Source organism: Allopusillimonas soli (assembly GCF_004153445.1).
Taxonomy (GTDB): Bacteria; Pseudomonadota; Gammaproteobacteria; order Burkholderiales; family Burkholderiaceae_B; genus Allopusillimonas; species Allopusillimonas soli.
In genome coordinates, this window is record NZ_SDQC01000005.1 from 167,507 (window position 1) to 186,126 (window position 18,620).

Here is an 18,620-nt window from a genome sequence, read left to right on the forward strand (position 1 = left end):
GTAGCAGCCCGCTCTCTCGTCATGATATCAAGGAAACCGCGTCATGCCCCACCGCTTCCTCATCGCCCTTGCCGCACTCCTGCTGCTGACCGGCGTGGCAGCCGGCGCCTTCGGTGCGCATGCGCTCAAGCGCATGGTCGCTGCCGACATGCTGGCTGTATGGCATACCGCCGTGCTCTACCAGCTTGTGCATGGGCTGGGCATGCTGCTGATAGCCGTTCTTGCAGGCCAGCACGGGGCTCCGCTCATGGCGCTGGCCTGCAAGATCATGTTCGCCGGCGTGCTGGTGTTCAGCGGCAGCCTCTACGTGCTGGTGCTCACGGGTGCGGGCTGGCTCGGCGCCATCACGCCCCTGGGCGGCCTGGCATTTCTGGTGGCATGGGCCATGGTTGCCTGGGGCGCGCTGCGCGCGGGATGACACCGGCATGAAGCCCGGGAACGCGGGTCATTCGCGCCCCGCCTCCTCAGGCCCTGCCCGCACCGCCCTTGGGCCGGCGAGGCGGCCGCACGCGCAGCTTGCGCCACATCATGAAGCACATCAGCAGCGCGAAGATCGCATGCACCAGCCATAGGCCAAGGCGGTAGTCCAGTATGCCGCTACCTATCCAGCCACGCGACAGATTGATGAGGTTCATGTACAGCAACCCGACCAGCCCGGCAATGAGGATATCGCCCGAACGTCCCAGGCGCGGATTGACAGCGCCAAGCGGAATGGCCAGCAATGCAAGGTTGAGCGCGGCCAAGGGCAGCGCGAGGCGCCACATGATCTGCGAGCGCGCATTATCGTTATCATCGTCAAACAATTGCATGGTGGGCCGCGCCTTCATCTTGCTTTCGGCAAGGCGCCGCACAGCCTCCGCGGAGCTGGCCTCCGACCGGTTCTCGAGACGAATGCCATAGCGCTGAAAGTCCACCATGCGAAACTCCGGCATGCCCGGCTTCAGATCATAACGATGGCCGGAACTCAAGACCAGGAAGCGATCGCCGTTCGGCTCCGTTTCAATGGAAGCGCTCTGCGCGGTGATAACGCTGAGCCAGTCGCCGTCCAGCACCCGCGCCACGATATTGCCCATTTCCTCGCCTTTCTTTGCCGGCTCCTCGGCAAAGAACACGCGGTCTCCGTGCTCGGTCTCTATGAACTGCCCCACCGTGACCTTGGCCAAGTCCGAGCGCTGCTCATAGCGCTGCCGATACTCGCTGATCTGCCGGTAAGCCCACGGCGAGGCCATCAAGGTCAGTATGGAAATAACCACGGCTACCGGGACCGCGCAACGCAACACCGGCCCTATCCAGTCCTTGAGCGACAGGCCGCTGGCAAACCACACCACCATTTCGGACTCACGGAAGTTGCGGGTGACGGTCGTGAGCACGGCAATGAACAGCGACACCGACAAAATGACGGGCAGCGCCGTGATGCTGGAAAACGTGGCCAGCCCGAACACGACATCCGCCCCGATGCTGCCATTGGCCGCTTCGCCCAGCAGCCGGACGAGCAGGACGCTGAGCCATACCACCAGCAGGGTGGAGAACACCACGCCGGCATGGCTCATGATTTCCGAGACGACGGAACGCTTGAATAGGGTCATGAGAGAATATGAAGGATAATCGTCAGTATCCTTTCAGACACTTCCGGGAAATTTGCATGGAATTTAGCACACAGACCTCGGCTTCTTTGCATCAAATCAAGACAGCGGCTCTCGCCGTCGGGGTATTTTCCGACGGCATTCTCACTCCGGCCGCCGATGTCATCGACCGTGCCAGCGATGGCGCGATCCGGGATATCGTCAAATCAGAATTCAATGGCAAGCCCGGCACCCACCTGGCACTGCATACTCCCAAGGGCGTGACCGCCGCACGTGTCGTGCTCGTGGGCCTCGGGAAACAGGACGCCTACAGCGCCTCCGTACAGGCGGATGCCGAGCATGCCTTTGCACGCTACTGCGTCCAGGCGGAAATCGCCGAGGCCGTCACCACACTGGCAGCCACGGAATGCGCCGATACAACGTTGCGCGACCGCGCCCGCGCCGCCGCCACAGCCGCCCTTCGCGCGGTCTACCACTACGATGCCACCTTCGGCAAGCGCAAGGAAACGCCGCCGCGCCTGCGCAAGCTGGCTCTGTCAGTCACTCGCGCCCAGTCCGCGCAAGCTCAACAAGGGCTGGCCGAAGGGCGCGCCATTGGCAATGGCATGAATCTCACCCGCCTGCTGGGCGATCTGCCGGCCAATGTCTGCACCCCTTCTTATCTAGGCCAGACGGCCCGCAAGCTGGCGCGCGAGTTCAAGAGCCTGAAGGCGGAAGTGCTGGACCGCAAGGGCATCGAAGCCTTGAAGATGGGATCCTTCCTGTCCGTGGCGCGCGGCTCCTACGAACCGCCCGCCTTCATCATCCTCAAGCATACACCCGCCGCCGCGCGTGGGGCGTCTCGCAAGCGCAAGCCGCCCATAGTCCTTGTGGGCAAGGGCATCACCTTCGACGCGGGCGGCATCTCGCTCAAGCCGGCGGCGGCCATGGACGAAATGAAGTACGACATGTGCGGCGCCGCCACGGTACTGGGCACCTTGCGGGCGGCGGCCGAACTCGAGCTCGACCGGGAGGTCATCGGCCTGATCGCTTCCTGCGAGAATCTCCCCAGCGGACGGGCAAACAAGCCCGGCGACATTGTCACCAGCATGTCGGGCCAGACCATAGAGATCCTGAACACCGATGCCGAAGGCCGGCTTGTGCTGTGCGATGCCCTCACCTACGCGGAACGCTTCAAGCCCGCCGCCGTTATCGACATCGCAACGCTCACGGGCGCCTGCGTCGTGGCGCTGGGGCACGTCAACACCGGCCTGTTCAGCAAGAATGATGCGCTGGCCGATGGCCTGCTCAAGGCTGGCCGCGAGGCGGGCGACACCGCATGGCGCATGCCGCTCGAAGACGCCTATCAGGCGCAGCTCCAGTCCAATTTCGCCGACATGGCCAATATCGGCGGGCGCGATGGGGGCGCTGTCACCGCGGCCTGCTTCCTGTCACGCTTTGCCGAAAGCTATCCGTGGGCGCACCTGGATATCGCGGGAACCGCCTGGCGCAGCGGCAAAAACAAGGGTGCGTCGGGGCGCCCCGTCCCCCTGCTGGTTCATTATCTGCTGGCGGAGGCTGCCTGAGCATGGCCACGCGCGTCGATTTCGCCTTCGGCGCTTCCGACCGGCTGCGCATGGCCTGCGAGGTCGTGCGCAAGCATCATGCGGCCGGGCGGCGCGTAGTGGTGTATACGCGCGACATGCAGCACCTGGTCCGCTTTGACCGCCTGCTATGGGGGTTTGACGCCACGGCCTTCGTGCCGCACGTCATGGCGGACGATCCGCTGGCGCAAGATACCCCGGTTCTGCTGGCCACGTCCCTGGCATCCTTGCCGGCTGCCGGCAGCTCGCTTGACGCCAAGCCCGACGGGGGCGGTCCGCCGGCGGAACAGGAACCTTTCAGCCCGAAGCCGGTCGATACGACGGACAGCTGGTGGCTGTTGAATCTGGACCACGACTGCCCGCCTGAAGCGCCCGTGTTCGGGCGTATACTGGAAATCGTATCCAATCAGGAAGACGACCGGCAACAGGCTCGGGCTCGATGGCGCCAGTACCACGCAAGCGGCCATGCGCTGCATGCGCACGACGTATCTGGCCGCCAGCCCTGAAAGGCGCACAGCGCACTTGCATGTTCAGTTATTTGTAAGGTACTCTTGCAACAAAGTATTTACTTCAAGAAGGAATCATCTATGACCGACTTCCGTCAAACCGCCGTCGACCGCGGCCACTACGGCAGTGCAAGCCAGGTCATGCGCAATCGCGTCATGCGCAATACGTACTGGCTGCTGGCTGCCTCCATGGTGCCCACTGTGCTGGGCGCGCTGGTCGGGCTAAATACAGGCATCAATCAGGTCATGGGCGCCAGCCCAGGCACCAGCGCCATCGTATTCCTTATCGGCGCCTTCGGCCTCATGTACATGATAGAGCGCAACAAAAACAGCTCGCTTGGTGTGGCCTTGCTGCTCGCATTCACGTTTTTCATGGGTATCATGCTGTCGCGCCTGCTGGGCCATGTCATCGGCCTGCAAAATGGCTCTCAGCTCATCATGCTGGCCTTTGGCGGCACGGCCGCCGTATTCGGCGTGATGGCCAGCGTCGCCAGCACCAGCAAACGCGACTTCTCGGGGATGCAGAAATTCCTGTTCATTGGCGTGGTCATGCTGATCGTGGCATCGCTGGCCAATATCTTCCTGCAACTGCCCGCGCTCATGCTAACGGTTTCGGTGCTGGCCATCGGCATATTCTCCGCCCTGCTGCTGGTCGATCTGCAGCGCGTTATCAACGGCGGGGAAACCAATTACATTTCGGCCACGCTGGCCATTTACCTGGACCTTTACAATATTTTTGCCAACCTGCTCATGCTGCTGGGCGTGTTCGGGGGCAATCGCGAATAGGGACGCTGCATCTGCAGCCTTGCACAAACCGGGCTCAGGCCCGGTTTTTTTTAGCCAGCCACGCAACCCCAGCCTCTCCCGCGATCAGCATTACTGCCAGCCAGATAGGCACATAGGTCAGCAGCGCCTGGCCCGACACGGGTTCGCCCAGAAAGAGCACCGATACCCAGAACAACAACACGGGCTCCACATATCCAAGCAAGCCAAACAGCCCCAAGGGCAGGATGCGGCTGGCCGAAATATAGGCCGCCACGGCAACCGAGCTGATAATGCCCAGCAGCAGCACCAGCAGAATCAGCGCCGGATAGGCAATCAGCAGGCCAAAGCCATTGCGCTGCGCCGCGCCTGGCGCAGGCCCAGCCGCCAGTAGAACCAGCAAAGCAACCGGCGCCAGCAGCAGCATGTCAAACCACAGCATACCCATGGAGCCTGCTCGCAAATAGCGCCGCAGCGCAAAATAAGGCGGATACCCCAGAACCACGATTGCCGTGGCCCAAGAGAAAGCGCCCGTATGCAACAGCTCGTGGGCCACCCCCAGGGCGGCCACAAGAATGGCAACATGCTGCGTCCTGCTCAGGCGCTCCTTATAGGCGATTCGGCCCAGCAATGCCATGGACAGCGGCAACAGAAAGTAGCCCATGGCCACATCGAGGGCCTTCTGGTTGACAGGCGCCCAGACAAACAGCCAGAACTGTACACCAATCAGTCCCGCGCTCAGTGGCAACCACAGCCACAGAAGGCGCTCGCGGCGCAGCCTGCCGGTAATCTCCCTGACCTGCCCCCATGCCCGGCCACGGGCCAGGATAATCGCCAGGGCGGGCAGCGCCAACAATATCCGCCATGCAAAGATCTGAGCCCCCGTCATGGGCGCCAGCAATGTTGTATAAAAGTAAAGCAAGGCGAACAGGCAGGACGACAGAATCGAGAATCCGACTCCCAACCTCATGGTGACGATCCGCTTGACCGGGATGGCGATGACAAAGTTTGCGCCGGCGCATCATCTTGGGCCAGCCAGAGCTTGGCGAACCTGAACAGGCGCTCGCGCTTCAATATATCGACAATCGAGGGCGCGCGTTCTTGGTACTGGCGCACGTAGCCAGGCATGTCGGCCACCATATCCCGTGTTTGTGTCGGATAGGCTTCCAGGCAGCGCACCAGCAACTGATCTGGATCCAGAAGCGCAATGCCCAGATGGCGCAGCTCGGCCCGATGGAAATCGCGGACATTGCGAGTCACAATGCCCACCGTGCAATCCTGCGCCGCCCCGGCCTTGGCCTTGCGGGCCGCAGCGATGACATGCCAATCCTTGGGATCGCTGTGCTCCAGCCCCTGCTTGAAGGCCGTGACATCGCCCTGGTCGGCCAGTGGGCAGGCTTGTTGCAGGCATTCCCATTCCCGCTGGACATCCTGAGTGCTTATCTTCCAGACACGCGCCGCATTGCGGCGCCACTCATCGCCTATCACTGTGCTCCAGGCAACGTCGAAGCAGCCCGCCTGCCCCAGGCGCACCAAGCCCCGGCGCAAGACGCTGGAAATCAGCGTGCAAGTGTCGAGAATCAGTATTCGAGGTACCGCGTTCAATATTTCTGTAGCTCCATCAATATCTTGCGCGTCTGCAGAGGATGCTGCAGCAAGGCATCAAGACGCTGGCGCAGCGCCTGGCGCACAGCGGGCTCGGTCTCCGGATTCTGAAAATCAGGCATGGGCTCATCCACACCGTATCCTGTCTCGTTGAGCAAGACCCACTCAAAACGCCGTAAGGCACTGGCGGCGCCGCGCTGGCCGGTCAGCAGCAGCAAGGCCTCGTCATAAGCATCAAAGAGCAAGGGATGCGCATCTTCACGCGGCAGCAGGCGCAGCAGCAATTCATTCATGTACCAGGCCGACATATGTGCCCGCCCCGACAGGGGACGAATGCCGGCCGATTCGGCGCGAGTAAGCGTCTTGACCTCGCCGGAGCCGCTCCATGACAGCAATAGCGGTTGAAAGGCGCTGAGCACGGGCCGCAATACCGAATGCGGGCGTTTGGCTCCCTTGGCCACCAAGGCCACCACGCCGTGCGAACGCGTGAAAACCTGGATAATGAGGGACGTTTCACGCCACGCCGCCGCATGCAGCAAATAGCCCGCCGCATCCTGCACGCGCAACGCACGCTTACTCATAGCCCAATTCGCGCAGCGCGCTCTCCCTCTCCGACCAACCCTTGCGCACCTTGATGTACACATCCAGATGCACGGGCTTTTCAAGCAGCTTGAGCATGTCCTGCCGGGCTTCCGTGGCAATGCGCTTCATGTGCGCGCCACCCGCCCCCAACAGTATCGGCTTGTGCGCCTCGCGCTCCACGACAATGCAGGCGGCAATGCGCGCGCCCTCTTCGGTTTCGTCCCATTGCTCAATCACGACGGTGCAGCCGTAGGGTAGCTCATCGCCCACGAGACGAAATATTTTCTCGCGCAGGATTTCAGCGGCGATGAAGCGCACTGGCCTGTCCGTGAGCGCATCCGCTTCGAACATATGCTCTCCGGCGGGCAGGCGATCGGCGATTTCCGCAAGAAGATTCTCAAGCTGCACGCCGCGCAGCGCACTGACCGGCACAACCGCGCCATACGTGAACTGCGACATGATCTTGCCAACATAGGCGAACATGTCATTCTTGTTGCGCAAGGCATCCACCTTGTTGACGGCCAGTATGGTCTTGGCCGGATCAGGCAGCAGCGGCAGCACCTGGGCATCGCCTGAAGACCATTTCCCGGCCTCCGCCACATGCACGACCACGTCAACCTCGGCCAACGTGCGGGTGACAACCCGGTTCATCATGCGGTTCATCGCGCCACCATGACGGGTCTGAAAGCCCGGCGTATCCACAAACACGTACTGATCCCGGCCGCGCGTCAGCACACCATGGATGCGATGGCGCGTGGTCTGCGCCTTGCGCGACACAATGGAAACCTTGCTGCCTATCAAGGCATTGACCAATGTGGATTTGCCGACATTTGGCCGGCCTATGACCGCCACGAAGCCGCAGCGGGTGGGTTCAGTCATTTTTTCTCCTGGGCGACGGCGACGGGTAGCGTCAGTTGCGCCGACTTGCGTGGCCGGGCACCGCGCCCCGTACGGGCCGGCGCCAGCGCCTTGACGGCAGCGATAGCCTTTTCCGCAGCCAGTTGCTCGGCGGCGCGGCGGCTGGCACCGCCCGCTGTAACCTGTATATCAAGCTTGGGCACGCGGCACTCCACCTCGAAGGTCTGGCTGTGCGCGGCGCCATGCGTGGCCAAAACGGTATAAGTAGGCAGGTCCAGCTTGCGTCCCTGCAACAGCTCCTGAAGCAGGGTTTTGGGATCTTTTCCCAAGGTCTTGGGGTCTACATTTTGCAGTATCGGCTCATACTGGTGCTCAATGACCTTTTGCGCGGCATCGAATCCGCCGTCCAGAAACACGGCGCCAAAAATAGCCTCGACCGCATCGGCCAGGATGGAAGGCCGGCGAAAGCCGCCACTTTTGAGCTCCCCCTCCCCCAGACGCAGATACTGCGACAGCTGGAGCCGGCCCGCAATCTCGGCCAGGGCTGCCTGCTTGACCAGATTGGCACGCAGCCGCGACAGGTCGCCCTCATCGATGCGGGGAAAACGCTTGAACAACAGCGCCGCCACGACAAAATTCAGCACGGAATCGCCCAGAAACTCCAAGCGCTCATTGTGGCGCGCGCTGTGGCTGCGGTGCGTCAAAGCCTGTTCAAGCAACGCCGCGCTGCCGAACCGATAGGCCAGGTCCGCTTGCAGGGAGTCAGGGCCAGACATCAGTGAAACCCGCCTATACGGCTGGGTGAGCCGAAGTTCATCCAGATGAAGAAAGCCCGCCCGACAATGTTCTGGTCTGGCACAAACCCCCAGTAGCGACTGTCCAGGCTGTTGTCGCGATTATCGCCCATCATGAAATAATGATCCGCGGGCACCGTGCAGCGCACCCCGTCGGACAGATATTCGCAGTTGTCGCGATAGGGGTAGTCGGTAATGGGCATATAGTCCTGGCGAGCCCGCTTGTTGAGCAGAATGCTGTGCGATACCTTGCCCAGTTGCTCGGTGTAGCGCCCGACATATGAAGAGCGATCAGGCTCGAAGAAGTCGCCGTCGCGCATGTGGGCCACCTCCTTGCCATTGATGGACAGTACTTTGTTTCTATACTGTACAACATCGCCGGGCAAGCCCACTACCCGCTTGATGTAGTCGACATCCGGATCCACCGGATAACGGAAAACCATGACGTCCCCACGCTGCGGCGTACCTATATCGATGATCTTCTGGTCGATAATGGGCAGGCGTATGCCATATTGAAACTTGTTGACCAGAATCAGGTCGCCATCCTGTAACGTGGGCAGCATGGACCCGGAGGGAATGCGAAAAGGCTCGACGACAAAGGAGCGCAGCAAAAAGACAAAGAGGATGACAGGGAAAAAGCTGACGCAATACTCGACCCACCACGGCGCCTTGATGGCCTGGTCATAGGCTTCTTGCCGTATGCGCGTGGCCTCGCCTTCGCCCAGGCCTTGCACCGCGGGTGCCGTGGCCGCCATGGCAGCCACGGCATTGGCTCTGCGGCGCCGTCGAAGGCAGAAAAAATCCAGGCACCAGACCACACCTGTAACAACCAGCAACAAAAATAGTATCAGCGCAAAATCCCAGCTCATGCCCACTTCACCTTGTTGTTTTTCAAGTTATTTATCCTCGACTTGCAGTATGGCCAGGAAGGCTTCCTGGGGTATTTCGACATTGCCGACCTGTTTCATCCGCTTTTTGCCTGCCTTCTGCTTTTCCAGCAGTTTCTTCTTCCGGCTTATGTCGCCACCATAGCACTTGGCAAGCACATTCTTGCGCAAGGCCTTTACATTTTCGCGGGCAATGACCTCGGCGCCGATAGCCGCCTGAATGGCAATGTCGAACATCTGGCGGGGAATGAGGCCGCGCATCTTGGATACGACCTCGCGACCCCGGAAGCGGGCGTTGGCCCGGTGCACGATCATGGACAGCGCGTCGACGCGGTCGCCGTTGATGAGCAGATCGACCCGCACCACGTCCGCCGCGCGATATTCCTTGAACTCGTAGTCCATGGATGCGTAGCCGCGCGATACCGATTTGAGCCGGTCGAAGAAATCGAGCACGATTTCGCCCAGCGGCATTTCATAGGTGAGATGAACCTGGCGGCCATGATAGCCCATGTTCTTCTGAATGCCGCGCTTGGCCACGCATAGCGTCATGACCGGCCCGACATAATCCTGGGGCATGAACAGGGTGACGGTCACGATGGGTTCGCGGATCTCGACAATATTGCCGACCTCGGGCATGCGCGAGGGACTTTCTATCATCAGCATCGAACCGTCGCGCTGCTCGACCTCGTACACCACGGACGGCGCCGTAGTGATAATGTCCATGCGGAATTCGCGCTCCAGCCGCTCCTGCACGATTTCCATGTGCAGCAGCCCCAGAAAACCACAGCGAAACCCAAAGCCCAGCGCCTGAGACACCTCGGGCTCGAACATCAGCGATGCATCGTTCAGGCGCAGTTTTTCCAGCGAATCACGCAACTGATCGTATTCGCTGCTTTCAACCGGATAAAGCCCCGCGAAAACCTGAGGCTTGACTTCCTTGAAGCCGGGCAAGGCCTTGGGGGACGGCTTGCCTGCCAGCGTAATGGTGTCGCCGACCTTGGCATGGGCCAGCTCCTTGATCCCCGCAATAATAAAGCCGACCTGCCCAGCGGACAATGCATCGCAAGCGACGGCCTTGGGTGTAAATACGCCGAGCTCTTCGCACAGATGTGTGGCGCCGGTAGCCATGAGCAGTATTTTGTCCTTGGGCCGCAATACGCCATTGACGATGCGCACGAGCATGACCACGCCCACATAGTTGTCAAACCAGGAGTCGATAATCAGGGCCTGCAGCGGAGCGTCGGTATTCCCCTTGGGCGGCGGCACGGTAGCCACAATCTGCTCCAGGATATCGTCTATGCCCATGCCGGTTTTCGCACTGCATAAAATGGCTTCGCTGGCATCGATACCGATCACATCCTCGATTTCCGCGCGGGCATTGTCCGGCTCCGCGGAAGGCAGGTCCATCTTGTTGAGCACAGGCAAGACTTCGACACCTAATTCAATGGCCGTGTAGCAGTTGGCCACTGTTTGCGCCTCGACGCCCTGGGACGCATCAACCACCAGCAGCGCACCTTCGCAGGCGGAGAGCGAACGGCTGACCTCGTAGGAGAAATCCACATGTCCCGGCGTGTCGATGAGATTCAGGGCATAGACCTTGCCATCCCGCGCCTTGTAGCTCAGGGCTGCGGTCTGGGCCTTGATGGTAATGCCCCGCTCGCGCTCGATGTCCATGGAATCGAGAACCTGCATGGACATCTCGCGGTCCGCCAGCCCTCCGCAACGGTGTATGAGGCGATCGGCCAGCGTGGACTTGCCGTGATCAATGTGGGCAATAATGGAAAAGTTGCGGATATGATCCATAAAGGCGGCAAAAAAACCGTATTTGATAGTAAAAGGCAGAAAGAAGCATAAAAAAGGGAGCGCTAGAGGGCGCTCCCTTCCGCTTTGCGCTATTTTAGCGGTTTCCGCCGAATTTATTTTTCTGGCTTGATTGCCACCCACTGGGATTGTCCGCTGCGAAACACCAGCAACGCCGCCTTGCTTGTCTTGCTGAGCCCCGCTACCACCTTGGCGTACTGCTCGGGGCTGGTGATATCGACGTTGTTGACGGTGGCGATGATGTCGCCGGGTGCCAGACCCGCCTCAGCCGCCGGCCCGCGCGCCTCGACCACCTTCACGCCGCCCGAGATATGCAGCTTGGCGGCGGTCGCGCCGTCCACGCCGGTCACCTTCAGCCCAAGCGCATCGGCCTGCGACACCTTGGGTGATTTGTCGGTCTGACTGGCGGCCTGCTCCTGCTCGGCGGAAGGCATTTCACCCACCTTGACGCTCAGCGACTTGGCCTTGCCCTTGCGCCATACCTCGAGATCGACCTTGGAGCCAGGCTTGGTGCTGCCCACGATGCGCGGCAGGTCCGTCATGTGGTTGATGTCCTTGCCGTCGAACTTGATGATGACATCGCCCGGGCGAACGCCGGCGTCGGCTGCCGGACCGGAAGGATCGACCTTGCTGACCATGGCGCCCTTGTCGTCAGCCAGGCCTATGGCCTTGGCCACATCATCGGAAACGGGGCCGATCTGCACGCCAATGCGTCCGCGCGTGACCTTGCCGCTTTCCTTGAGCTGCTTGATCACATCCATGGCTTCGTCGATGGGAATGGCCAGGGATATGCCCATGAAGCCGCCGCTCTGAGAAATGATCTGCGAATTCACACCCACTACGCGCCCGGCCAGATCGATAAGCGGGCCGCCGGAATTACCCGGATTGACAGCCACGTCAGTCTGGATGAAAGGCAGATAGTCGCCCGTATCGCGGTTGATGGCGCTGACAATGCCCGACGTGACCGTGGAATCGAGGCCGAAGGGCGATCCGATGGCAAGCACCCACTGCCCTTTCTTCAAGGCGTCGGAGTCGCCGATCTGCAGCGGTGTCAGGCCGTGCGCGTCGATCTTGATCAGCGCGATGTCGGTGCGCTTGTCGGTGCCAATAACCTTGGCGGGATATTCCTTGCCGGACGTCAGTGTGACAAAAATGCCGTTGGAATCCGCAACCACATGGTTGTTGGTAATGATGTAGCCATCTTCCGAGATGATGAACCCGGATCCAACTCCGCGGGGCACGGTGCGCTCTTCAGGCTGGCTGGATGAATCGTCGTTGCCGCCGCGGTCGCGCGGCGAAGGGCCGAAGCCCGGCGGCATGAAATCGGGCCCGAAAAACCAGCGGAACATATCGTAGGGATCGTTGCTGTTGGGGCCCATGCCGGGACGGCGCACAGGCACGGCCTCGGTGGTGCGAATGTTGACCACCGATCCTTCGGTTTCCGCGACGACCTTGGTGAAATCGGGCACACTCAACGTGGGCGCCGGTGCGCTCGCGCCGGCCTTGGGGGATTCGCTGGTAACAGCCCCCACTGCGGTGCACGCAACCAGCAGGCCCACGGAGGCGCTGGCGAGAAGCCGCTTGACTGACAGTTTTCCTATAGAAGCTTTGGGCATCTTGGAACTCCTTTACAAATATTTTTATTGATGCTTGGCCAACGGTACATACTGGGTGTGCTCGGCAATTTCACGTACGGTTTGCGCCGGGACCTCTCCCAGGGAAGTCAGCCAATGATTGCCTATCCGCGTCCGGAATATATTCATGGCCCCCGTGCTGACCGCCTCGTTGGCAAAGGGCGGATCCTTGTCCACCCGATGGGGTTCGATAAAAACTGAAATGGAAGCCAGACCGTCGGTCAGGACCAATTGGTTTACGCGACGGCTGGCTTTCTTGATGTTGCGCGAGACCTCCAGAACAGGCTCATAACCAGGCGGAAACGGGATTCGCCATCCCGATTTGGCCAGGTCGACAGGCGCCATGTCGGATTCGAATATTTTCCAGCCCTTGGTGTCCCAGCTGGGGGCCAGCCCTTCGGGCGCCACCTGCTTTCCTGTACGAAGCGAGGTGAAAGCGATCTGATCGACAACGCCATCCGGCCCAACCACCTGCGCCTTCAGAAGCAGATGCGTTTCGGTATCGGTACAGAGGCGATAGCCATATCGCTGCGCGTCCTTGGGAACAAGCTCCAGCAAGACGCATTCCCGGCCAGCGATGCGGTGACCGCCCGATCCGGTGTGAATCTCGTAGAACTCGGGGATGCGTTTCCCGTTGCCGAGGATGAGCGCAGGGAAGCGATCGCCGCGGCGATGCTCCATGATGACCAGCTTCTTGGCGGGGACCAGGCACTGGGTAACTTCGTTGTGGCGTATGAACTCTCTGGGCTCGCCGTCCAGCAGCTCGATGCGTTCGCGCTCCCCCGTGCCATCCACGATATGGACAATACGGGACGATTGCATGGCTGCGCCCTGCTGGTAGGTATAGGTGCCGGAATAATCGAGTTGGCGGGCGGCGTTCTGGACTTTTTGAAGCAGCGCCAGGCCCTGCGGGTCGTCCAAGGCTTCCGCGCTTGCCAGGGATGGGGCGCCTATCGCGCAGGCCGCCGCGAGCATTAAGGTGCCATAGGCACGCGCCATGTCGGGCCAATGCGGCCGCAAGCCAGTGGAATCAGTCATGCACACGCCTGCCATCAACGTCCCACCTCGAAGGATGCGCGACGAATGGGGCTTGCGCCAACCACTTCGCGATGCGCCTCCAGATAGTCGCCCAAACCAGGGTCTTCGGAGGCGCTGGCCATGACCTGCACCTGCCGGGACGGATTTTCGTCGGAAAAATAGGGAAGCGCCACCCAGACCACGGTCGCCACGGCCGCAGCCACCGCCAGCCCTGACAGGCCCGCGCGCAGCGCGCCATGGCGCAGCGCACGTGGCGCAACGACATGCGGCTCGGCATCGATGGCCTTGGACACGCGGGCGTAGAAGAAATCGCTGGGCCTGACCGCGAGGTCGGGGTTGCGCAGGGTATCGCCGATAAGATGGTAGGTATCCCATACCTGCCGGCCATAAGGGCTGTCGAGATCCTCCGGGCGGATTTCACCCTCGCCGTCTATCCATGACGATACCGAAGCTTCCCAGGAGGCCTGCTCGGTGTCGGCTTCGTGTTTTGACTGATGGGCGACTTGCATAGGTAGCTCCTTACCAGCGGCGCTCGGATTCATTGCCCAGCACAGGCCTCAGCTGCGCCGCGATCGCCTCGCGCGCACGGAAGATGCGTGAACGCACGGTACCGATGGGGCACCCCATGCTTTGTGCAATGTCTTCGTAGCTCATACCTTCAATCTCTCGCAACACGATAGCAGTTCGTAATTCGTCGGGCAGCGCATTCATGGCCGCATTGACCGTTTCGACGATCTCGCGGCTGGCTACCATGGATTCCGGCGTGCTATTGTCTGTTAGGTTGTCAATCTGGCTAAAAGTTTCACCGTCTTCGTTTTCCATCGTATTCAGCGTGGCGGGACGGCGCGCGCGAGCCGCCTGCCAGTTGCGCGCGGTATTGATGGCAATGCGATAAAGCCAGGTGTAGAACGCACTGTCGCCCCTGAATTGCGGCAGGGCGCGGTAAGCCTTTATGAAAGCGTCCTGGGCCACGTCTTCTATTTCGGCTGGATCGCGAATAAGACGGGACAGCAGGCGCATGATTTTGCGCTGATATTTCAGAACCAGGAGATCGAAGGCGCGCTTGTCTCCGCGCTGTACGCGGGCAACCAGTTCTGCGTCGACATCCCGTTCACTCATTGTGTTTCCTTGGTGACGGCCCGCATGGACAGGCTGGCCTGCCGGGCGAGCTGCCGGTGCAATGCGCGCCAAGCGCTGTCTGACAGGGCTGGCCGCCACAACGCCACATCGACGAGCTTGCGCTCGGCAGCGGTAGCGCTAAAACGCAAGACCGTCCATGCACCGCATGGCCAGGCACGTTCAAGGCACAGGGCCTCGCCCGGGCCTGGATCAAGCCGCCAGCAACCGTCAGGCTGCAGCGTCACTATACCCGCAAATGGGCGCGGCCTGGTCCCGAGCAGGCCAAGCATGGCGAGACGGCGCAAAGGCCGAACCCGCCACTGCATGGAGAGCATGTGCGTCTCCAGCCTACAGCCTCCGGACAACCATGGAGCCGTTTGTGCCGCCAAAGCCGAAGGAGTTGGACAAGGCAACGTCGATCTTCATGTCACGCGCCTCGTTGGCGCAGAAATCGAGATCGCACTCGGGATCCTGATTGAAGATGTTGATAGTGGGCGGAGAAACCTGTTTGTACACCGCCATCGTGGTGAACACCGCTTCTATGCCGCCGGCGGCCCCCAGCAGGTGGCCGGTCATGGATTTGGTGGAGTTGACCACGAGCTTGCGAGCATGATCGCCAAATGCCAGCTTGAGCGCATCGGATTCGTTTTTGTCGCCCAGGGGCGTGGACGTACCATGCGCGTTGACATAGTCGATCTCGTCCGGGTTGATGCTGCCGCTGCGCAAGGCGTTGACCATACCGCGGCGCGGGCCGTCTTTGTCGGGCGAGGTGATGTGGTGCGCATCGGAACTCATGCCGTAGCCCACCAGCTCGCCATAGATGCGGGCGCCGCGCTTGCGGGCATGCTCGTACTCTTCCAGCACCAGGGCGCCTGCCCCTTCACCAAGCACGAAGCCATCGCGATCACGATCCCAGGGACGGGACGCGGTCTGTGGATCGTCGTTGCGGGTGGACAGCGCGCGCATGGCCGCGAACCCCCCGATGCCCAGCGGAGACACGGTGGACTCGGCGCCGCCGGCAATCATGACATCGGCATCGCCATATTCGATCAGGCGACCTGCATCGCCTATGGAATGCAGGCCCGTCGTGCATGCCGACACAACCGCGTAGCTCGGCCCCTTCAGGCCAAGCAGGATGGACAACTGGCCCGACACCAGATTGATGAGCGAGCCCGGCACAAAGAATGGCGATATACGACGCGCGCCCCGCGCCAGATACTCCGACTGGGTATCCTCGATGCGAGGCAGCCCGCCTATGCCAGACCCCAGTATGACGCCGTAGCGGTCGGCTTGGTCTTCGGCAATCTCGATGCCGGCATCGCGCCACGCCTGCAATCCCGCGGCCACGCCATAATGGATGAACGTATCCATCTGCTTGGCTTCCTTGGCGGAAATATACTGCGTTACGTCGAACCCCTTGACCTCACCCGCAATGCGCGCGCTCAGCGCAGACGCGTCGAAGCGCGTGATGGTGCCGATGCCAGAGCGTCCGTTGACGATATTGTCCCAAGCGCTGTCCAGATCGTTGCCGACAGGTGACACGATGCCCAGGCCGGTAATGACGACACGTCGTTTCACGGATGACTCCTGAATTAAAAAAGCGGCTCTGAGTGGATAGCCACGCATCCCGGCAGGCGACTGCGCCCCGCGCGGGAATACGGAACTACCCCCTTGGAAACCGCTTCGGGATGGCGCTGCGGTATACCGCGGCGCTTCCAGTGAATTTTATTACTGCTTGCTGTGCGAGGTGATGTAATCAACCGCCTGCTGAACCGTCGTGATTTTTTCGGCCTCTTCGTCCGGAATTTCCGTTTCGAATTCGTCTTCGAGTGCCATCACGAGCTCGACCATATCGAGCGAATCGGCACCGAGGTCGTCAAGAAAAGAAGATTCGTTCTTGATCTCGGCTTCGTTGACGCCAAGTTGTTCAGCGACGATCTTCTTGACGCGCTGTTCGATGCTTTCCATGCAGATCTCCAAGTTGGGAAAATTCCCGCGAATTATAGCCAAACGTTAAAGTGAGTGGTGCTGGCCTTGACAAAAAACGGTGCTGCCTGCCTGGGAACCCCTGCGCCGATGCGCGGGATCAGCCCGGGCGCAATACCTCTGGGCTGAACAGATTTTACCCCAGTATAGGTATCTGTTCGGATTTGCTACATATACATGCCGCCATTGACGTGCAGTGTCGTGCCCGTGATGTAGGCGGCCCTGGGGCCGGCCAGGAAGGCTACGGCGGCGGCCACGTCATCGACGTCGCCCAGCCTGCCCAGTGGGATCCGGGCCAGAATGGCATCCGCCTGCTCGGCACTCAAGGCGCGTGTCATGTCGGTATCGATGAAGCCGGGCGCTACGCAGTTCACGGTTATGCCGCGGCTGCCGAGTTCGCTGGCCAGAGCGCGCGACAAGCCCGCGACACCCGCCTTGGCGGCCGCGTAATTGGCCTGCCCAGGGTTGCCGATGGAGCCGATGACCGAGGTGATATTGATGATGCGGCCCGCCCGCGCCTTCATCATGGCCCGGGTGACGCCCCGCGCAAGACGGAAAACGGCGGTCAGGTTGGTGTCGAGCACCGCCTGCCAGTCGTCGTCCTTGAGACGCATGGCGAGATTGTCGCGCGTGATGCCGGCATTATTGACCAGAATGTGCGGCGCGCCGTCCTTGGCCAGCTCAGCCACCAGCGCGTCGCAGGCCTGAACATCGGTAACATCGAGCACCGCACCGCGACCGCCGCTGGCGGCGAGCGCCTCGCTGATGGCCTCGGCGCCCGCGGGCGAGGTTGCGGTTCCCACGACCGTGGCGCCCTGCCCGGCCAGTTCGCGTGCAACCGCCTTGCCTATGCCGCGCGTAGCACCCGTTACCAGGGCAATTCTGCCTTCCAGCGGTTTATCCATTGCGCTGCTCCTTCAGTACGTCCAGCGTGGCGGCCAGGGAGGCCGGATCCGTCATGGACAGCCCCACCAGGTCGCGATCTATGCGTTTTACCAGACCCGCCAGCACCTTGCCGGGGCCGCATTCGACAATATGGGTGACGCCTTGCGCCTTCATGGCCTGGATGGTCTCCACCCAGCGTACGGGATGCCAGGCCTGGCGCACCAGCGCGTCCTTGATGGCTGCCGGCTCGGTGGGCGCAGCCACGTCGACATTGTTGATCACCGGCAAGGCGGGCGCCTGGACAGGCGTTTCCGCCAAGGCCCCGGCAAGTACCGATGCGGCCGGCTCGAGCAGGCTGGAATGAAAAGGCGCCGACACTGGCAACACCAGGGCGCGCTTGGCGCCTTCCTCGCGCGCCAGCGCACAGGCACGCTCGACGGCCGCCTTGTGGCCGGCGATGACAACCTGAGACGGCGCATTGAAGTTGACTGCTTCGACGACCTCGTCGCCAGCGGCGCGGGCGCAGACGTCCCTGACCTGCTCGTCGGCCAGACCAAGGACTGCCGCCATCCCGCCCGTGCCGACGGGCACCGCCGCCTGCATGGCGTCTGCACGGATCCGCACCAGCCGTACTGCGTCGCCCAACGTCAAGGCACCTGCGGCCACCAGGGCGGAGTATTCCCCCAGGCTGTGTCCGGCGGCAATGGCGGGCGGCAGGCCACCCGCCGCCAGCCACGCCTGGTAGATCGCCACGGCTGCGGCCAGCATGGCCGGCTGCGTGTTGGTGGTGAGATTGAGTGCCTCGGCCGGGCCTTCGGCAATGAGCGCGCCAAGATCCTGCCCGAGGGATGCCGATGCCTGGCCGACGACGCCGGCGACGGTGTCGTTGTCTCGCCATGCATCAAGCATGCCAACGGATTGCGAACCCTGACCAGGGAAGACAAAAGCGATTTTCATGGTGCAAACAGGCAAAGATG

The 18,620-nt window shown here is 61.5% G+C and carries 21 protein-coding genes; 4 read left to right on the forward strand and 17 right to left on the reverse strand.

Annotation, left to right across the window (positions count from 1 at the left end):
- Positions 1-43: 43 nt before the first annotated feature.
- On the forward strand, positions 44-418 hold the full coding sequence (locus ERD78_RS15685) for a DUF423 domain-containing protein (protein ID WP_129970273.1): 375 nt from the start codon (positions 44-46) through the stop codon (positions 416-418).
- A 46-nt stretch (positions 419-464) separates the two neighbouring features.
- On the opposite strand, the gene lptF is transcribed toward ERD78_RS15685, so the two are convergent.
- Complete coding sequence (lptF, locus tag ERD78_RS15690; protein WP_129970274.1) at positions 465-1,586, reverse strand: LPS export ABC transporter permease LptF; 1,122 nt, start codon at positions 1,584-1,586, stop codon at positions 465-467.
- Positions 1,587-1,642: 56 nt separating this feature from the next.
- On the opposite strand from lptF, the gene ERD78_RS15695 reads away from it, so the two are divergent.
- The 3 genes from ERD78_RS15695 (at position 1,643) to ERD78_RS15705 (ending at position 4,458) form a co-directional block, all read left to right on the forward strand.
- Complete coding sequence (locus ERD78_RS15695; RefSeq protein WP_129970275.1) at positions 1,643-3,148, forward strand: leucyl aminopeptidase; 1,506 nt, start codon at positions 1,643-1,645, stop codon at positions 3,146-3,148.
- Positions 3,149-3,150: 2 nt separating this feature from the next.
- Positions 3,151-3,672: a DNA polymerase III subunit chi gene (locus ERD78_RS15700; protein ID WP_129970276.1), complete on the forward strand. Its 522-nt coding sequence runs from the start codon at positions 3,151-3,153 to the stop codon at positions 3,670-3,672.
- Positions 3,673-3,753: 81 nt separating this feature from the next.
- Complete coding sequence (locus tag ERD78_RS15705) at positions 3,754-4,458, forward strand: Bax inhibitor-1/YccA family protein (protein ID WP_129970277.1); 705 nt, start codon at positions 3,754-3,756, stop codon at positions 4,456-4,458.
- A gap of 34 nt (positions 4,459-4,492) precedes the next feature.
- Here ERD78_RS15705 and rarD read toward each other — a convergent pair whose 3' ends face one another.
- The 16 genes from rarD to fabD form a co-directional block, all read right to left on the reverse strand.
- Positions 4,493-5,404 carry an EamA family transporter RarD gene (rarD, locus tag ERD78_RS15710; protein ID WP_129970278.1) on the reverse strand — a complete coding sequence of 304 codons (912 nt, stop codon included), beginning with the start codon at positions 5,402-5,404 and terminating at the stop codon, positions 4,493-4,495.
- On the reverse strand, positions 5,401-6,039 hold the full coding sequence (locus tag ERD78_RS15715; RefSeq protein WP_129970279.1) for a PIN domain-containing protein: 639 nt from the start codon (positions 6,037-6,039) through the stop codon (positions 5,401-5,403). The genes rarD and ERD78_RS15715 overlap by 4 nt, the downstream gene beginning before the upstream one ends.
- Entirely contained in the window at positions 6,036-6,620 is a 585-nt protein-coding gene (gene recO / locus ERD78_RS15720) for a DNA repair protein RecO (RefSeq protein WP_129970280.1), read from the reverse strand. The genes ERD78_RS15715 and recO overlap by 4 nt, the downstream gene beginning before the upstream one ends.
- On the reverse strand, positions 6,613-7,500 hold the full coding sequence (gene era / locus ERD78_RS15725; protein WP_129970281.1) for a GTPase Era: 888 nt from the start codon (positions 7,498-7,500) through the stop codon (positions 6,613-6,615). The genes recO and era overlap by 8 nt, the downstream gene beginning before the upstream one ends.
- Positions 7,497-8,255: a ribonuclease III gene (gene rnc / locus ERD78_RS15730; protein ID WP_129970282.1), complete on the reverse strand. Its 759-nt coding sequence runs from the start codon at positions 8,253-8,255 to the stop codon at positions 7,497-7,499. Before rnc ends, era begins: the two co-directional genes overlap by 4 nt.
- The gene (lepB, locus tag ERD78_RS15735) at positions 8,255-9,142 is read right to left on the reverse strand and encodes a signal peptidase I (RefSeq protein ID WP_129970283.1); all 888 of its coding nucleotides are present in this window, start codon (positions 9,140-9,142) and stop codon (positions 8,255-8,257) included. The genes rnc and lepB overlap by 1 nt, the downstream gene beginning before the upstream one ends.
- A gap of 27 nt (positions 9,143-9,169) precedes the next feature.
- Positions 9,170-10,963 (reverse strand): translation elongation factor 4, encoded by a 1,794-nt coding sequence (gene lepA / locus ERD78_RS15740; RefSeq protein ID WP_129970284.1) that lies wholly within the window; start codon positions 10,961-10,963, stop codon positions 9,170-9,172.
- Between the two features lie 113 nt (positions 10,964-11,076).
- The gene (locus ERD78_RS15745; protein ID WP_129970285.1) at positions 11,077-12,597 is read right to left on the reverse strand and encodes a Do family serine endopeptidase; all 1,521 of its coding nucleotides are present in this window, start codon (positions 12,595-12,597) and stop codon (positions 11,077-11,079) included.
- Between the two features lie 24 nt (positions 12,598-12,621).
- Positions 12,622-13,653, reverse strand: a complete 1,032-nt coding sequence (locus ERD78_RS15750) for a MucB/RseB C-terminal domain-containing protein (protein WP_245152501.1) — start codon at positions 13,651-13,653, stop codon at positions 12,622-12,624.
- 14 nt (positions 13,654-13,667) lie between these two features.
- Complete coding sequence (locus ERD78_RS15755; protein ID WP_129970286.1) at positions 13,668-14,162, reverse strand: sigma-E factor negative regulatory protein; 495 nt, start codon at positions 14,160-14,162, stop codon at positions 13,668-13,670.
- Between the two features lie 10 nt (positions 14,163-14,172).
- A complete protein-coding gene (gene rpoE / locus ERD78_RS15760) occupies positions 14,173-14,772 on the reverse strand; it encodes an RNA polymerase sigma factor RpoE (protein WP_129970287.1) in 600 nt (199 codons plus the stop codon).
- Complete coding sequence (locus tag ERD78_RS15765; RefSeq protein ID WP_129970288.1) at positions 14,769-15,107, reverse strand: hypothetical protein; 339 nt, start codon at positions 15,105-15,107, stop codon at positions 14,769-14,771. The genes rpoE and ERD78_RS15765 overlap by 4 nt, the downstream gene beginning before the upstream one ends.
- A 13-nt stretch (positions 15,108-15,120) precedes the next feature.
- Positions 15,121-16,350, reverse strand: a complete 1,230-nt coding sequence (gene fabF, locus ERD78_RS15770; RefSeq protein ID WP_129970289.1) for a beta-ketoacyl-ACP synthase II — start codon at positions 16,348-16,350, stop codon at positions 15,121-15,123.
- A gap of 150 nt (positions 16,351-16,500) precedes the next feature.
- The gene (acpP, locus tag ERD78_RS15775; protein ID WP_043680887.1) at positions 16,501-16,740 is read right to left on the reverse strand and encodes an acyl carrier protein; all 240 of its coding nucleotides are present in this window, start codon (positions 16,738-16,740) and stop codon (positions 16,501-16,503) included.
- Between the two features lie 185 nt (positions 16,741-16,925).
- Complete coding sequence (gene fabG, locus ERD78_RS15780; RefSeq protein WP_129970290.1) at positions 16,926-17,663, reverse strand: 3-oxoacyl-ACP reductase FabG; 738 nt, start codon at positions 17,661-17,663, stop codon at positions 16,926-16,928.
- Complete coding sequence (gene fabD / locus ERD78_RS15785; protein ID WP_129970291.1) at positions 17,656-18,600, reverse strand: ACP S-malonyltransferase; 945 nt, start codon at positions 18,598-18,600, stop codon at positions 17,656-17,658. The genes fabG and fabD overlap by 8 nt, the downstream gene beginning before the upstream one ends.
- Between the last annotated feature and the right edge of the window lie 20 nt (positions 18,601-18,620).

What these genes read in the sequence shown, in the direction of transcription:
- rpoE (WP_129970287.1), bottom strand. Translation starts at nt 14,772, where the DNA reads ATGAGTGAACGGGATGTCGACGCAGAACTGGTTGCCCGCGTACAGCGC.
- lepB (WP_129970283.1), bottom strand. Translation starts at nt 9,142, where the DNA reads ATGAGCTGGGATTTTGCGCTGATACTATTTTTGTTGCTGGTTGTTACA.
- ERD78_RS15685 (WP_129970273.1), top strand. Translation starts at nt 44, where the DNA reads ATGCCCCACCGCTTCCTCATCGCCCTTGCCGCACTCCTGCTGCTGACC.
- ERD78_RS15750 (WP_245152501.1), bottom strand. Translation starts at nt 13,653, where the DNA reads ATGACTGATTCCACTGGCTTGCGGCCGCATTGGCCCGACATGGCGCGT.
- fabD (WP_129970291.1), bottom strand. Translation starts at nt 18,600, where the DNA reads ATGAAAATCGCTTTTGTCTTCCCTGGTCAGGGTTCGCAATCCGTTGGC.
- rnc (WP_129970282.1), bottom strand. Translation starts at nt 8,255, where the DNA reads ATGTCTGGCCCTGACTCCCTGCAAGCGGACCTGGCCTATCGGTTCGGC.
- era (WP_129970281.1), bottom strand. Translation starts at nt 7,500, where the DNA reads ATGACTGAACCCACCCGCTGCGGCTTCGTGGCGGTCATAGGCCGGCCA.
- acpP (WP_043680887.1), bottom strand. Translation starts at nt 16,740, where the DNA reads ATGGAAAGCATCGAACAGCGCGTCAAGAAGATCGTCGCTGAACAACTT.
- ERD78_RS15700 (WP_129970276.1), top strand. Translation starts at nt 3,151, where the DNA reads ATGGCCACGCGCGTCGATTTCGCCTTCGGCGCTTCCGACCGGCTGCGC.
- ERD78_RS15765 (WP_129970288.1), bottom strand. Translation starts at nt 15,107, where the DNA reads ATGCTCTCCATGCAGTGGCGGGTTCGGCCTTTGCGCCGTCTCGCCATG.
- lptF (WP_129970274.1), bottom strand. Translation starts at nt 1,586, where the DNA reads ATGACCCTATTCAAGCGTTCCGTCGTCTCGGAAATCATGAGCCATGCC.
- lepA (WP_129970284.1), bottom strand. Translation starts at nt 10,963, where the DNA reads ATGGATCATATCCGCAACTTTTCCATTATTGCCCACATTGATCACGGC.
- ERD78_RS15755 (WP_129970286.1), bottom strand. Translation starts at nt 14,162, where the DNA reads ATGCAAGTCGCCCATCAGTCAAAACACGAAGCCGACACCGAGCAGGCC.
- fabG (WP_129970290.1), bottom strand. Translation starts at nt 17,663, where the DNA reads ATGGATAAACCGCTGGAAGGCAGAATTGCCCTGGTAACGGGTGCTACG.
- rarD (WP_129970278.1), bottom strand. Translation starts at nt 5,404, where the DNA reads ATGAGGTTGGGAGTCGGATTCTCGATTCTGTCGTCCTGCCTGTTCGCC.
- ERD78_RS15745 (WP_129970285.1), bottom strand. Translation starts at nt 12,597, where the DNA reads ATGCCCAAAGCTTCTATAGGAAAACTGTCAGTCAAGCGGCTTCTCGCC.
- ERD78_RS15695 (WP_129970275.1), top strand. Translation starts at nt 1,643, where the DNA reads ATGGAATTTAGCACACAGACCTCGGCTTCTTTGCATCAAATCAAGACA.
- ERD78_RS15705 (WP_129970277.1), top strand. Translation starts at nt 3,754, where the DNA reads ATGACCGACTTCCGTCAAACCGCCGTCGACCGCGGCCACTACGGCAGT.
- recO (WP_129970280.1), bottom strand. Translation starts at nt 6,620, where the DNA reads ATGAGTAAGCGTGCGTTGCGCGTGCAGGATGCGGCGGGCTATTTGCTG.